This is a genomic window from Nocardioides malaquae, from assembly GCF_015070385.1.
Lineage (GTDB): Bacteria > Actinomycetota > Actinomycetes > Propionibacteriales > Nocardioidaceae > Nocardioides > Nocardioides malaquae.
This window is the reverse complement of the sequence record NZ_JADCSA010000003.1, coordinates 260759-274763: the sequence shown is the minus strand read 5'-3', so window position 1 is coordinate 274763 and position 14005 is coordinate 260759. Positions and strand designations below refer to the sequence as shown.

At 72.1% G+C, this 14005-nt stretch carries 15 protein-coding genes and 1 tRNA gene; 10 read left to right on the top strand and 6 right to left on the bottom strand.

Translation table 11 applies throughout. From position 1 onward, the window contains the following. A partial coding sequence (locus tag IEQ44_RS04985) for an HNH endonuclease signature motif containing protein (protein WP_193637303.1) occupies window positions 1-762 on the top strand: 762 nt, incomplete at its 5' end. Between the two features lie 18 nt (window positions 763-780). On the opposite strand, the gene IEQ44_RS04980 is transcribed toward IEQ44_RS04985, so the two are convergent. Then, entirely contained in the window at window positions 781-1188 is a 408-nt protein-coding gene (locus IEQ44_RS04980; RefSeq protein ID WP_193637302.1) for a hypothetical protein, read from the bottom strand. A 34-nt stretch (window positions 1189-1222) separates the two neighbouring features. On the opposite strand from IEQ44_RS04980, the gene IEQ44_RS04975 reads away from it, so the two are divergent. The 4 genes from IEQ44_RS04975 to IEQ44_RS04960 all read left to right on the top strand — a co-directional run bounded on the left by IEQ44_RS04975 (window position 1223) and on the right by IEQ44_RS04960 (window position 3851). Then, window positions 1223-2299: a DNA polymerase domain-containing protein gene (locus IEQ44_RS04975; RefSeq protein ID WP_193637301.1), complete on the top strand. Its 1077-nt coding sequence runs from the start codon at window positions 1223-1225 to the stop codon at window positions 2297-2299. Window positions 2300-2413: 114 nt separating this feature from the next. Then, entirely contained in the window at window positions 2414-2854 is a 441-nt protein-coding gene (locus tag IEQ44_RS04970) for a hypothetical protein (RefSeq protein ID WP_193637300.1), read from the top strand. Beyond that, window positions 2851-3159 (top strand): MarR family winged helix-turn-helix transcriptional regulator, encoded by a 309-nt coding sequence (locus tag IEQ44_RS04965; RefSeq protein WP_193637299.1) that lies wholly within the window; start codon window positions 2851-2853, stop codon window positions 3157-3159. Before IEQ44_RS04970 ends, IEQ44_RS04965 begins: the two co-directional genes overlap by 4 nt. A 125-nt stretch (window positions 3160-3284) precedes the next feature. Beyond that, entirely contained in the window at window positions 3285-3851 is a 567-nt protein-coding gene (locus IEQ44_RS04960) for a hypothetical protein (protein ID WP_193637298.1), read from the top strand. A 22-nt stretch (window positions 3852-3873) separates the two neighbouring features. Here IEQ44_RS04960 and IEQ44_RS04955 read toward each other — a convergent pair whose 3' ends face one another. From IEQ44_RS04955 to IEQ44_RS04945, 3 genes are read right to left on the bottom strand one after another with little or no spacing between them, the layout of a single operon-like run. Beyond that, window positions 3874-6651, bottom strand: a complete 2778-nt coding sequence (locus IEQ44_RS04955) for a stealth family protein (RefSeq protein WP_193637297.1) — start codon at window positions 6649-6651, stop codon at window positions 3874-3876. Between the two features lie 4 nt (window positions 6652-6655). Beyond that, complete coding sequence (locus IEQ44_RS04950; RefSeq protein WP_193637296.1) at window positions 6656-7204, bottom strand: hypothetical protein; 549 nt, start codon at window positions 7202-7204, stop codon at window positions 6656-6658. Continuing rightward, entirely contained in the window at window positions 7201-8352 is a 1152-nt protein-coding gene (locus IEQ44_RS04945; protein ID WP_193637295.1) for an ATP-dependent DNA ligase, read from the bottom strand. Before IEQ44_RS04945 ends, IEQ44_RS04950 begins: the two co-directional genes overlap by 4 nt. Before the next feature lie 76 nt (window positions 8353-8428). Between IEQ44_RS04945 and IEQ44_RS04940 the strand changes: the two genes are divergently transcribed. The 3 genes from IEQ44_RS04940 (at window position 8429) to IEQ44_RS04930 (ending at window position 9772) form a co-directional block, all read left to right on the top strand. After that, window positions 8429-8507: transfer RNA gene (locus tag IEQ44_RS04940), tRNA-Gln, on the top strand. A 354-nt stretch (window positions 8508-8861) separates the two neighbouring features. Next, window positions 8862-9029 carry a substrate-binding domain-containing protein gene (locus IEQ44_RS04935; RefSeq protein WP_193637294.1) on the top strand — a complete coding sequence of 56 codons (168 nt, stop codon included), beginning with the start codon at window positions 8862-8864 and terminating at the stop codon, window positions 9027-9029. Between the two features lie 47 nt (window positions 9030-9076). Beyond that, a complete protein-coding gene (locus IEQ44_RS04930; protein ID WP_193637293.1) occupies window positions 9077-9772 on the top strand; it encodes a CPBP family intramembrane glutamic endopeptidase in 696 nt (231 codons plus the stop codon). Window positions 9773-9785: 13 nt separating this feature from the next. On the opposite strand, the gene IEQ44_RS04925 is transcribed toward IEQ44_RS04930, so the two are convergent. Next, the gene (locus tag IEQ44_RS04925) at window positions 9786-10694 is read right to left on the bottom strand and encodes an NAD(P)H-binding protein (RefSeq protein WP_193637292.1); all 909 of its coding nucleotides are present in this window, start codon (window positions 10692-10694) and stop codon (window positions 9786-9788) included. Between the two features lie 101 nt (window positions 10695-10795). Between IEQ44_RS04925 and glmU the strand changes: the two genes are divergently transcribed. Together glmU and IEQ44_RS04915 are read left to right on the top strand one after the other, a co-directional pair. Beyond that, window positions 10796-12250: a bifunctional UDP-N-acetylglucosamine diphosphorylase/glucosamine-1-phosphate N-acetyltransferase GlmU gene (glmU, locus tag IEQ44_RS04920; RefSeq protein ID WP_193637291.1), complete on the top strand. Its 1455-nt coding sequence runs from the start codon at window positions 10796-10798 to the stop codon at window positions 12248-12250. A 159-nt stretch (window positions 12251-12409) separates the two neighbouring features. Then, window positions 12410-13390 (top strand): ribose-phosphate diphosphokinase, encoded by a 981-nt coding sequence (locus IEQ44_RS04915; protein WP_438861837.1) that lies wholly within the window; start codon window positions 12410-12412, stop codon window positions 13388-13390. Window positions 13391-13410: 20 nt separating this feature from the next. Here IEQ44_RS04915 and IEQ44_RS04910 read toward each other — a convergent pair whose 3' ends face one another. Then, window positions 13411-13998, bottom strand: coding sequence for a TetR/AcrR family transcriptional regulator (locus tag IEQ44_RS04910; protein WP_227486968.1), 588 nt, complete (start codon window positions 13996-13998; stop codon window positions 13411-13413). Window positions 13999-14005: the final 7 nt, after the last annotated feature.

Sequence of the window (14005 nt, the reverse complement as noted above, 5' to 3'; positions counted from 1 at the left end):
GCCCTCGCGGGTGCGGGTGATGAGGACCCGGTCGGTGCGCGCCGGGTGAAGGCACTCGTGTCGCTGGCGCGCGAGGGTGCAGGCCAGCTGGCGTTCGGGTTCGCCGCCGAGGACGCAGCGACGGCGAAGACCGGTGGGGGCGCGGCCGGTGGGGGCCCGGCCGGAGGTGTGGCCCGGCCACCAGGCCTGGCGCTCAAGTTGTACGTCCACACCTCGCTCGCCGACCTGGTCACGCTCGCCGCGGGGACTGGTGAGGTGACGGTGGCGGAGGTCGAGCGCCTCGGGGCGATCACCTCGGAGCTGTTGAAGTCCTGGCTGGATCGGACCCGAGTGAGCGTGACTCCGGTCCTCGACCTGGCCGACGCGACGTGGTCCCCGAGGCACGACCCGCCGCCGCGGATGCGCGACCAGGTGGTGCTGCGGCACCGGGACTGTGTGTTCCCCTACTGCGGCCGCGACGCGAGGTCGGGCGACCTTGACCACGTCGACCCCTGGGAGCCCGACCGTCCCGGCGACCCAGACGATCCCCACGAGACCTCGGGCACCCGCCCGGACAACCTCGCCCCGCTCTGCCGGCGACACCACCGGGTCAAGACCCACGGAAGCTGGCGCTACGAAGCACTACCCGATCTGTTCGGCGACCCAGTGGGGGATCCGGCGAACCCGAGACCCACCCGGCCACCCGAACACCTCTGGATCGGTCCCCACGGCGAGAGCTTCCTCGTCAGTTCCGGCAGGACCGTCGCGCTGCGCGACCCCTGAAGCGGTTCGTCGTGGGCGTCAGGTCCAGGGCTGGTAGGTGACCACGAACCGACCGTCCAGCATTCGCTCCAACCGCGCCATCAGCGCCCGGGCGCGGGTGTCGAGGGCTGCGTACGCCGCGTCGGTCCGGTGCTCTGGTGCCGCCTGGTCGAGCTCGTCCATGTCGTGGCCCCATCGGGCGAGGTCGAGGATGAGCGCGTCGTCGAGCCCGAGGGCGTCCCGTAGCCACGCGGGGTCCTCGGGCAGCAGGCCGCTGTCGTCCCAGAGCGGCACCCGAACGCCGTAGTCCCACATGAACCGGATCGGTCCCTCCGGGACGTGCGGCACGTCCTTGACGTCGTGGTCGCCGGGCGGTGCGTCGGCTGACCAGTAGGCCCCGTGCGGGTGGTCGCCGAGGTGCCGCGGCAGCTCGTCGCCTCTGGTCATGGAGGCATCACACCACGGGACCTACGGTGGCTCCATGGCAAAGACGACCGAGGCGTACGTGCAGGCTGGTGACCGGGAGGTACGCGTCTCCTCGCCCGAGCGCGTCATCTACGAGGCGACCGACACGACGCCGGAGGTCACCAAGCTGATGGTGTCGCAGTACTTCGCCGACGTGGAGGAGGGCCTGATGCGCGCCCTGCGCGACCGGCCCACCGCGATGGAGCGCTGGCCGTCGGGTTGGAGGGAGGGCATGAAGCTGGCCACCGGTCCGCAGGACAAGGACGCCGACGGCTTCTACCAGAAGCGGGTGCCGCGCGGTGCCCCCGACTACCTCGAGACGGTCCGGATCACCTTCCCGTCGGGCCGCACCGCCGAGGAGATGTGCCCCACCGAGATCGCGGTCCCGGTCTGGGCCGCCCACATGGGCACGCTGACCTTCCACCCGTGGCCGGTGCGCCGCACCGATGTCGACCGGCCCGACGAGCTGCGCATCGACCTCGACCCGCAACCGGGCACCGACTTCCGTGACGCCGCCGAGGTCGCCCTCGTGGCCCGCGACCTCTTCGCCGACCTCGGCATGACGGCGTACGCCAAGACCAGCGGCAACCGAGGCGTCCACGTCTTCGTCCGCATCGAGCCGCGGTGGGAGTTCGTCGACGTCCGCCACGCCGCCATCGCCTTCGGCCGCGCGCTGGAGGAGCGTGACGACCGGGTGACCACGGCGTGGTGGAAGGAGGAGCGTGGCGAGCGGATCTTCGTCGACTTCAACCAGAACACCCGCGACCGCACGATGGCCTCGGCCTGGTCGCTGCGCCCGCTGCCCGGCGCCCCCGTCTCCATGCCGCTGACCTGGGAGGAGCTGGCTGACCTCGACTCGCCGCGCGCCTGGACGCTCTTCACCGCGCCCGACCGACTCGCCGAGGGCGACGCCTGGGCGACGATCGACGACACCGCCCACTCGTTGGAGCCGTTGCTGGAGCGGTGGGAGGCCTACCCGGTCGAGCTGAACTACCCGCCCGACCATCCCAAGATGCCCGGCGAGCCGCCGCGGGTGCAGCCCAGCAAGAAGGTGGCCGAGCACTGGGACGCCGAGGGCAACCGCATCGAGTAGGCGCGCCCGGTCACGTGACGTGCGCCGGCGCGGGGAGCATCGGGGCCAGCAGCCGAAGAATTTTCTCCACCGGAAACAGTTGCCAAGGCGGAAAGCATTGGTAAGGTTTCCATCATGGAAAACAAGCGACCCGCCTACGACCCGTCCGAGGCCGCCGCCGCGCTGGCCGACATCGACCGCGACCAGCGGGCTGTGCGCGACACCCCGTGGCCGATCTGGCTCTATCCCGTCAACGTGGTGCTGCTCGTCGCCCTCGGCCTCTCGTTCCTGGTGCCGGAGCCGGCAGGCATGCCGGTCACCCTGGTCGTCGCCGGCAGCGTGATCGCCGCGAACCTCCTCGCCGGTCGCGCCAACGGGGCTCCGTTCGCCCTGCCGACGAGCCGGGTCTTCCTGGGCCTGGTGGCCCTGAGCGCCCTCCTCCTGGTCGCCGCGATGATGGCCGCCCACGACCTCGACAACCCGGTCGGCAACGTGGCCTGCTCCGTGGCAGCGGGCCTCGTCTACGCGGTCGCCTGCGTGGTGCACCACCGCAGCACCCGTGGTGGCGCGGCATGAGCACGCCGCAGCTCGACCCCGTCATCCACCCGACCCACCGGCTGCGCATCTGCGCGATGCTCGCCGCCGGCGGCACCCTCGAGCTCTCGGTGGTCAAGGAGCGCCTCGACCTCAGTCCCTCGGCGCTCAGCAAGCAGGTGGCTGCCCTCGTCGAGGCGGGCTACGTACGCCAGGGGCGACCCCGCGACGACGGCCGGCGGGTCTGGCTCACGCTCACCACCGAGGGTTCGAGGGCCTACCGTTCCCACGTCGCCGCCCTGCGCGCGATCGTGGCCGACGGCGAGAGCGTCCCGGCCGACCGTTGACGCGGGTCAGCCCCTCGCGACCGCCCGGGCCGCCACGATCTGGACCATTTCCGCCTCAGGGAGAGCCGTTCCACGTACGGTGACGTTGTCCACATCACATTCTTCTCGGGACGAACGGAGGACGCATGGACCCCCACCAGACCCCGGTCGGGCACCGTCGCGCCACCCCGCTCCGCGCGGGACTCCTGGTGACGACGCTCGTGGCCGCGCTCACCCTCCAGGCCTGCGGCAGCGAGACCGAGGAGACCGCAGCACCCGAGGAGAACGCCGCGACCGTCACCGTGCACTGGGTCAACGCCGACGGCAAGCTGGAGCCCGTGGAGGTCGACGTGGCGGGTGCTGACCGGATGCGACCGCAGGGCCGGGCGATGGCGGCCCTCGAGAAGCTGATCCACACCACGCCCGAGAAGGACGACGACCTCATCAGCCACTGGGGTGGCCGGTGCGCTGTCGGCGCGAAGATCGACGAGCTCACCGCTGAGCGCGGTGTCGTCACCATGCGCGTACGCGGCGCGGCGGGCGTGATGTGCAAGCGCAACGGCGCCAAGCTGGAGCAGCAGCGCCAGCAGCTCGCCTGGACGGTCGTGGACAACCTCGAGGTCGACGCCTCGACACCGGTGCGCCTCTACGGCTCCAACGGCGCCCTGATGTGGGAGGACGTCGTCGCCGACGAGAAGGCGCTGGCCGGCTGACCGGAGCGCCACCGGGCTCGCGTCAGTCCCTCTCCCAGGGCGCGCGCACCGGCAGGTGACGCTGCATCTCCTCGGTGAGCAACGCGGTCACCTCGTCGTGGTCGAAGGCCGACTCGTGGTTGTCGGCGAGGCAGAAGAAGTCGAGGTCGCGGCGCCGCAACGCGCGCAGCTGTGCCGCGACGTGCGGGTGCCCGAGGTCGACGTAGGCGTGCTCCGCGCTCGCCGGGTGGGCGGCACCGGTCACCAACCCGTAGTGCTGCGCGAACGACGACACCAGCGCGAGGTCGGTCTCGGAGCGGAACGGGGAGTGGGTCGTCGCGCGCACCTCGTCGGGGAAGCGCTCCTCGATCTCCGCGAGCAGCGACCGCCGCAGCGCGTAGGGGCCGTGCACCAACGTGTGGGTCAGCTGCACCCCGAACGTCTCGGCGAGCAGCCGCTGGTTGTTCCACGCCGCCTCGAGGTAGGCGAGGTCGCTCGAGCCCGGCAGGCCGACGGGACGCAGCGCTTCGAAGACCCCGCAGCTGCCCGAGGGCAGGAAGAACTGCTCCTTGCGCACCGGGCGGCCCAGCACGAAGTCGTCGTTGACGTAGAGGAAGTGCTCGGCGAGGTCCGACACGTGGTGCAGCCGTGACTCGATCGCGTGGGAGTTGAAGGTGGGCAGCGCTTCGGCGGGGAAGATGTCGCGGTGGTCGACGACGGTGACCTTCGTGCCCTCGGGCGCCAACCACTCGGGCACCTGCCCGGCCGTCACCAGGTGGATGCGACGCACCCACGGGGCGAAGAGGTGGAGGCTGCGCATCGCCCACCGCAGCTCGTCGCGACTGCGGTAGCGCGAAGCGCCGCTCGAGGAGGCCGTCGCTGCGGTGCCGCTGCGACCGCTGAGCCGTTCGGCACGCTGCGCCTGCCACTGCGGGTCGTCACCGTCGACCCAGGTGAGCACCACGTCGACGTCGAAGCGCACGTCGTGCACGGTGGGGGCCAGCATCGCCGGCACCGCCCGCACCCCGACGCCCCAGACCTCGGCGTCGACCAGCTCGGTGCCCGCCGGCACGAGCGGGCCGTAGCGCGACGGCCCCGGGGCGACGAGCGCGCCGTCGGGCGCAGGCTGCCAGAACTCGATGCGTACGCCCTGGCCGGTGAGCAGGCCGTGGTGGCCGCCGCGGCCCGGCCACGGCTCCAGGTGCAGCGCCCCACCTCGGGCCCGACGCATCTCCTCGCGCATCGCCTGCACGGTGCCGCGCCGCTCGGGCCAGTCGTGCTCGGCCGGTTCGCGCAGGCAGAGCCACGGCGGGGTGGTGCCGTCGACCAAGGCGTCGAGGAAGGCGTCGCGCCGGTCGCCGGGCACCACGACCACGGCGGTCTCGTCGCGTCCGTGCGGCGGGATGACCCACCACTGCTCGCCGGCCGCGCGCCCCGCGGCGTGGGCGGCGGCCTGCAGGGCGCCGCGCCGGGCGTCGTCAGGGGTCAGGCCGACGGCGCTGTTGCCGGCGGCCGGCGATCCCAGCACCCCGGGCGTACGCCCGTGCAGGACCTTGCGGGGCGCCAGCAGGTCGCCGCGACGGGCGAGGGCGCGGTGGAAGATCTCGACCCACTGGAGTGCCAGCTCGTCCGGTGACCAGCGCTGGGCGGAGAGCCGCGCCGCGGCCCCCATGCGGGCCCGGAGGTCGTCGTCGACGCCGAGGCGGCGCAGTGCGTCGGCCAGGCCCACCCGCGACTCCGGCGGCACCAGGAAGCCGTCGACCCCGTCGGTCACGATCTCGCGCGGCCCGGCAGGCACGTCATAGCTGACCACCGGCACCCCGGCGGCCATCGCCTCCTGCAGCACCAGGGGGAACCCCTCGGCCTTCGAGGCCAGCACGGCGACACTGGCGCTGCCCCAGACGGCAGCCATGTCGTCGGTGGTGCCGGGCAGGTCGACGCGGCCGACGAGGTCGCGGCGACGCACCGCCGCCTCGAGGGAGTCACGCCGAGGGCCGTCGCCCCAGATCTGCAGCCGCCACCCCGGCAGCTCGTCGGCCACCGCCGCGAAGGCGTCGACGACCTGCTCCCACCGCTTCTCAGCGGTGAGGCGTCCGGCGGCGACCACCAGGCGCTGGTCGAGCGCAGACCGGGTCGCGCCGTCGACCGGCAACGGGTTGGGCACCACCACCATGTCGGGCGCGGCGCCGCGCAGCTGCGCGGCGAGCCAGTCGTTCATCGACCCGGTCAGCGAGGCGACCACGTCGGCGCGCGGCGCGAAGGTCAGCAGCGCGTCGAGGTCGTGCACCCGGGTCGAGGAGGCGCGGTGCTCCTGGTGCACGACGGCGGTCCTCGAGGGCACCAGCTGCACGACGGCGGCCAGCAGCTCGGGGATCGTGGTGACCACGACGTCGGCCTCGAGGGTTGGCAGGAACTCCTGCATCGCGACGTCGGTCAGAGCGTTGAAGGTGGCGTCCCAGCGACGGGGCACGATCGTCGCCTCGCGCTCGGCGAGCGTACGCGCCTGCTCGTCGGTGGCGACGCCACGGCGCAGCGCCCGCGGGGCGGAGGGGTCGCGGGCGTCGACGAGGTGGGTGACCCGGACGCGGGGGTCGACCGCGAAGTGCGGCCGGTCGGCGGTCTGCTCGACCGAGACCAGGTGCACCTGGTGGCCCTCGGGCAGCGCCGCGAGCGCGTTGGCCTGGGTGACGACGGAGCGTTCGGTGCCGGCAGCCCCGTCGAGGGTGTGCAGCACGAAGGCGATGCGCAGCCGCGCACGGCGACCCTCGCCCGGTCGCAGGGCCCCGGCGGCCTCCCGCAACCGGCCGGTGAGTGAGGTCATGCGCTCACACGAGGCCGCCGTCGTGGACCTCGTGCTCGACCAGGTGGAGCACCGGCACGTCGAGGCGGCGGCGGGCCCGCGACGTCCAGTCGACGTGGAAGAACTCGCTCACCAGGTGGGGGCTGGTCAGCACGATCGCCTCGCGGGCGTTGACCGAGGTCGTCTTCTTGTCGAGCATCTCCACCGGGTCGGTGTCGAAGACGATGCCGGTGGCGCTGGCGCCCGCCGAACGCAGGGCGTCGAGGCTGCGGGAGAGCTCACCCTCGGCGAGCTCCTCGCTCTCGGCGCGCAGCTGCTCGAGGTCGATGTCGTTGACGACCGCCGGGGCGGCCAGCATCTCACCGGCGCCGAGGGAGCCGAGGGCGGCCTCGATGCGCGCGGAGGCGTCCTCCAGCGGGATGAGCACGTGGTAGACGACCTCGTCGGCGATCTGGTCGTGCAGCCCGAAGATCTGGGTGGCGTCGGCGGGACTCACCTCGTGCTCGGCGAGGATCACCACGTCGTAGGTGCCGATCCCGTCGTCGATGGGGTCGTTGATGCTCTGCTCGCTCACGGCCTCGCTCCTCGTTGGTCGGTGCCGAGGATCCTAGCGAGGTCGTAGCGCACCGGTTCCTCCAACTGGCCGTAGCCGCACGACAGCGGCTCGCGGTCGGGGCGCCACCGCACGAAGTGGGCGGTGTGCCGGAAGCGCCGCCCCTCCATGTGGTCGTACTTCACCTCGAGCACCCGCTCGGGTCGCAGCGGCACGAAGCTGAGGTCCTTGCCAGCGCTCCAGCGGCTCTGCGCGCCGGGGATCCGGTCGGGGTTGGCGACGCTCCAGGCACCCCACGGGTGGTCCTCGGGGGCGCAGACCAGGTCGGCCAGCTCGGCGACGAGCTCGGCGCGCCGTTTGGCGGTGAAGCTGGCTGCCACCCCGACGTGCTGCAGACGAGGCTCGCCGTCCGTCTCGTCGTAGAGCCCCAGAAGCAGGCTGCCGAGCAGCGGGTTCTCCGGCGTGGAGGTCTTGTGCTCGCGGTAGCCGGCCAGCACCACGTCGGCGGTGCGGGTGTGCTTGACCTTCACCATCGTGCGCTGGTTGGGGGCGTACGCCGCGGCGAGCGGCTTGGCGACGACGCCGTCGAGCCCTGCGCCCTCGAAGGTCGTGAACCACTCCGTCGCCTCGTCGGGGTCGGTGGTGGTGCGGGTCAGGTGGCAACGCCCGCCCAGGGAACCGGGGTCGGCTGGGTTGCTCACGGGGGAGTCGAGGTGGCCCAGCGCCTGCTCCAGGGCTTCCCGCCGCTCCGCGAACGGTCGCTCGAGGTACGACTCCTCGCCCAGGGCGAGCAGGTCGAAGGCGACGAAGCCGGCCGGGGTCGACTCGGCCAGCATCCGCACCCGCGAGTCGGCGGGGTGGATCCGTTCGGAGAGCGCATCGAAGTCGAGCCGCTGAGTGCCGTCGTCGGAGGTCAGCGCCACGAAGAGCTCACCGTCGATCACGACCTGCTCGGGCAGGTCGCGCTTGACCGCCTCGACGACCTCGGGGAAGTAGCGGGTCAGCGGCTTGGTGTTGCGGCTGGTCAGCTCGACGTCGTCGCCGTCGCGGAAGACCAGGCAGCGGAACCCGTCCCACTTCGGCTCGAACGACCACCCCTCGTCGCGCGGCACCTTCGCGGCCGAGCGGGCGAGCATCGGGGCCAGCGGGGGCATCACGGGGAGGTCCACGTCACGACCCTAGCCAGTGGCCGGGTCGAGCGGCAGGGACCTCCACTAGAGTGCGGGTCGGCGGGATGCCCGCCGTTCCCCGGTTGGTCTGTCGGTAGGGCCCGCCTGACTTTGAATCAGGACTAGCGACGTAGGTTCGACTCCTACCCGGGGAGCCGATCGCGCTCTACCTTGGCCTGCAGCGACTCCGGCACCACGATCGCGTAGCCGGTCGACGCGTTGTCATCACCCATGCGGCGGAGCAGTTGCCCGAACCCTGTGTCCACATCGAGACCGGGGCGGTGGTGTGACCCTTCAGCTCCGCGACGAGGTGCGCGCCGGTCCCAGGGTGCCGTGCCTCCACGTCCGGAAAGTCTCGCAACCGCGGGCTCGAAAGTGTGCGCTGGATGCGGCTTCCAGGCCCCGTAACCGCATCCCGCGCACAGTTGCGCGTCGAGCGCGAGCGGCGTCAGACGCTCAACGTTCCCCGCTCGCGGTGGTGAAGACCGCCACCTGCCCCGGCAACCTGGGTGCACGTCGCGACCCGGAGCCCGGCGCTGACGACGGTCTCCAACCCGATCGGGGAGCTGGCGACCAGGGCCACCCGGCGGCTGCTCGACGCCCTGCGTGACGGAGGGCCCGCGACCCCGATGCGGCTGATCGTCACCCCCACCCTGGTGCGCCGCGACAGCGCCTGAGCGGCGGGGGCGGGCGGCCCTCAGGGCGGCTCACGTACGTTGAGGGCGTGCAGCGATGGATCCGCCGGTCCCTGTGGGACGTCGTCCCGCGCGACCAACGTGACACCGCGGCCGGACTGCGCCGTCGCCAGGTCGTCACCGTGATCTTCGTGCTCCTGGGGGCGGTGACCCTCGGTCTCTCGCTGCGCATCGAGCCGGGCAGCGTGTGGTTCTACCCGGCGACCTTCGCGCTCGCCGGCGTCTGGACCGTCGGCGCCTTCGCCTCCGGCCCCCTGCACCTGGGCCGCATCAGTGACTGGCGCGACCACGACCGGTTGAAGCGCCCGGTGCTGGCGCCGATCCTGCTGGGCCTGGGCCTCGCGGGGGTCTTCGTGGCCGGAGCGTTGGTGGTGCGCGAGGTCGACTGGCTGGCCGACCAGGTCAGCTCGGTGATGGACTTCGCCGACGAGGGCTCGCTGCCGCTGCTGGTCGCGGTGACCGCCGTCAACGGTGTCGCCGAGGAGCTCTTCTTCCGCGGGGCGGCGTACGCGGCCGTGCCCCGGCGCCCGGTCGTGTGGACGACCCTGGCCTACGTCGTCGCCACCCTCGCCACGGGCAACGTGATGCTGGCCTTCGCCGCCATCCTGCTCGGCGTCGTCGTCGGCCTGCAGCGGCGGGCCTCGGGAGGCATCCTGGCCCCGGTGCTGACTCACTGCACGTGGTCGCTGACGATGCTCCTGGCGCTGCCGCCGCTCTTCGCGTGACCCCTGCGGTGCGTCAGCTCCGACGCTCGGCGTCGCGCTCGGCCAGGGCCCGCTTGACCGCCTCGCGGTAGGTCAGCGGGTCGCCGGGCACGACCTCCTTGATCCGCTCGTCGCGCACCACCACCTCGGTGCTCATCGAGTCGATCAGGTTGCGGCCCGTGGTGGTGTCGACGTCGGTCACCAGCGAGAGCCAGTAGGAGGACAGCTTCGGCGTCAGCATCGGCACCGGCACCGTCGGGACGGGGCGCCCGGCGGCGAGCTCGGCCGCCACGTCCAGCATGCCGCGATAGCTGAGCACGTCCGGCCCGCCGATCTCGAAGATCTCGCCGATGGCCTGCTCGTTGTCGACCACCCCGGCCAGGTAGCGGATCACGTCGTCGACGGCGACGGGCTGGGTGCGGGTGGAGGCCCACTTCGGCACGACCATCGCCGGCAGGTTCTTCACCAGCTGGCGGGTGATCTCCCACGAGATCCCGCCGTGGCCCACGACGATCCCGGCCCGCAGCACCGTCACCGGCACGCCGCCGTCGCCGAGCAGCCCCTCCACCTCGCGGCGCGAGCGCAGGTGCGGCGACAGCTTGTCGCCCTCGGCGCCGAGCCCGCCGAGGTAGACGATCTGGCGTACGCCCGCGCGCCCCGCGGCGCGTCCGAACCGGCGGGCGGCCTGGGCGTCGATGCGCTCGAAGTCCTCCTGGTCGAGCGAGTGCACCAGGTAGACGGCGACGTCGACCCCCTCGAGCGCGCGGTCGAGGGACTCCTCGTCGGAGACGTCGGCGCCGACTGCCTCGCCGGGGCCGTCGTAGTCGTCGGGGCGCCGCGTCATGGCGAGCACCCGGTGGCCCTCGTCGACGAGCACCGGCACGAGTCGGCGGCCGATGAAGCCGGTGGCGCCGGTGACCAGGACAGTGCGAGTGGCTTCCATGCAGCGAGACTACGGGTCACGTCCTCGCCGGGGGAGGGGCTCGGGGTCCACGTCGCGACGCCGTGCTGCTCCCGGGCAAGGCCGCCCTTACCCTGAGAAGCATGGACAACCTCACCGTCATCGTCCTCGCCGCCGGGGGCGGCACCCGCATGAAGTCGAAGACCATGAAGGTGCTCCACCCCGTCGCCGGTCGCAGCATGATCGCCCACGTCCTGCGCGCCGTGCAGGCGGTCGAGCCCGAGCGCATCGTCGCGGTCGTCGGCCACCAGCGCGACCAGGTCGGGCCGCACATCACCTCGCTGGTGCCCGACGCGGTGCTGGCGGTGCAGGAGACCCAGGACGGCACCGGGCACGCGGTGCGCATCGCCATGGAGGCCGCCGCGACGCGCGGCGAGGTCACCGGAACCGTCATCGTCTCGGCGGGTGACACCCCGATGCTGCGCGGCGAGAGCCTGCGCGCCTTCGCCCGCGAGCACACCGACTCCGGTCGGGCGGTCTCCATCCTCACCGGCCGGGTCGCCGACCCGACGGGCTACGGGCGCATCGTCCGGGGCGCCGACGGCTCGGTGGTGGCCATCGTCGAGGAGAAGGACGCCACCGAGGCGCAGCGCGCCATCGACGAGATCAACTCCGGCATCCTCGCCTTCGACGCGGCGTTCCTGGCCCGGGCGTTGCCGCGGCTCAGCAACGCCAACGCCAACGGCGAGTACTACCTCACCGACACCGTCTCGATCGCCCGCGCCGACGGCCTGACGGTCGGCGCCCACCTCATCGACGACGTCTCCGAGACCGAGGGGGCCAACGACCGGGCACAGCTCGCCGAGCTCGGGCGGCAGCTCAACGCCCGCATCGTGAAGGCGTGGATGAAGGAGGGCGTGACGGTCATGGACCCCGCCACCACGTGGATCGAGGACGACGTGGTGCTCGAGCGTGACGTCACGATTCTGCCGAACACCCAGCTGCTGGGCGCCACCGTCGTGCGCGAGGACGCCGTGGTCGGGCCCGACACCACGCTCAAGGACTGTGAGGTCGGCGCCGGCGCTCGCGTGGTGCGTACGCACGGCGAGCTCGCCGTCGTCGGCGACGGGGCGACCGTGGGTCCCTTCTCCTACCTGCGTCCGGGCACCCAGCTCGGCGCGACCAGCAAGGTCGGCGCCTTTGTCGAGACGAAGAACGCGGTGCTCGGTGAGGGCGCGAAGGTGCCGCACCTGTCCTACGTCGGCGACGCCACCATCGGCGAGGCCACCAACATCGGGGCCGGCACGATCTTCGCCAACTACGACGGCGTCTCCAAGCACCGGACGGTGGTCGGCGCGCATGCCCGCACGGGCTCCAACAACACGTTCGTGGCGCCGGTGACGATCGGCGACGGCGCGGCCACCGGTGGCGGTGCGGTCGTGCGTCAGGACGTGCCGCCCGGCGCCCTCGTCGTGCCGGGTGCGACCCAACGCGTGATCGAGAACTGGGTCCTGAGACGACGCCCCGGCACCAAGCAGGCCGAGGCCGCGGAGGGGGCGACGGGCGCCCACGGCGAGAGCGTCGACCCGCAGCAGTGACCTGCCGCACGGGCCGTGCGCGCCGCGCGCGTGTGGTCTTCGCGACAGTCCCGTCCACACCGTGGTGCCCGGCTTGGGCCCTGGGGTGAGGGTGGTTCACAATCGTCCAGCGGGTCGCCTGCGGCCCCGACCTGCGTCCCCAGCCGAGGAGCCTCCCCCGTGAGCGGAATGAAGCGGACCCCCGAGAAGAACCTCATGGTCTTCAGCGGCCGGGCCCACCCGGACCTGGCCACCGAGATCGGCGACATGCTCGGCAGCGGGCTCGTGCCCCAGTCGGCGTACGCCTTCGCCAACGGTGAGCTCTACGTGCGCTTCGAGGAGTCGGTGCGCGGCTGCGACGCGTTCGTCATCCAGTCGCACACCGCGCCCATCAACGAGTGGTTGATGGAGCACCTGATCATGGTCGACGCCCTCAAGCGCGCATCGGCCAAGCGGATCACGGTCGTCATGCCGTTCTACGGCTACGGCCGCCAGGACAAGAAGCACCGCGGCCGCGAGCCGATCTCCGCGCGCCTGGTTGCCGACCTCTTCAAGACCGCCGGCGCCGACCGCCTCATCACGGTCGACCTGCACGCCGACCAGATCCAGGGCTTCTTCGACGGTCCGGTCGACCACCTGATGGCGTTGCCGATCCTGGCGGACTACGTCAAGGAGAAGTACGGCGCGAAGCAGCTCGCCGTCGTCTCGCCGGACGCGGGTCGGATCAAGGTCGCCGAGCGCTGGTCGGCCCGTCTCGGCGGCGTCCCGCTGGCCTTCATCCACAAGACGCGGCGCACGGACCGCCCCAACGAGGTCGCCGCCAACCGGGTCGTGGGTGACGTCGAGGGGCGCATCTGCGTGCTCACCGACGACATGATCGACACCGGCGGCACGATCGTGAAGGCCGCCGAGGCCTGCATGGACGCCGGCGCCGCGGGCGTCGTCATCGCCGCCACCCACGCGATCCTCTCCGACCCGGCCGTCGACCGGCTCAAGAACTCCCCGGCGGTCGAGGTCATCGTGACCAACACGCTGCCGATCGACGACGACAAGCAGTTCGACACGCTGACGACCCTGTCGATCGCCCCGCTGATCTCGCGGGCGATCCGCGAGGTCTTCGAGGACGGGTCGGTCACCTCGATGTTCGACGGCCACGCCTGAGGCGTTGCGCCTGACCCCGGTCAGGAGAGGCCGGCGGCCCACATCGCCTTGACGTGCGGCACGCTCGACCTCAGCACGGCGAGCGCCTCGTCGTCGTCGCGACGCGCGAGCCAGTTGAGGGTGACCCCGTCGATGATGACCGCGAGGTAGCGGGCCACGCACGCCACCGTCGCGTCGTCGGGCTCGCCCTCCAGGCTTCCGCGCAGGTGGATCGCGATCACGTTGGCGTAGAGGTCATACTGGCTGCGCGCCACGTCGTGCAGCTCGGGGATGCGCAGGCAGTGCTGGGTGACCTCGTAGGTGAGCAGGTGCTGCTCGGGGTTCGCCACCACGTGCTCCCAGTAGGCCAGGAGGCCGGCCATCAACGCGTCGTCGTCGGTGGCCACGCCGGTGAGCGCCTCCTTGGCCAGTCCTGCGCTGCGACCCACGATGGTGCGCACGACCTCCTCGAAGAGGGCCGCCTTGGAGTCGAAGCAGTAGTGGAAGACGCTCAGGGAAGCCCCGGCCTCGCCCACGATCGCTCGCGTCGTCGCCTTGCGCACCCCCTCGCGGGTCATGACCGTGATGGCGGCCTCCACGAGCTGGGCACGACGATCTTCCACTGACATCCGAGAC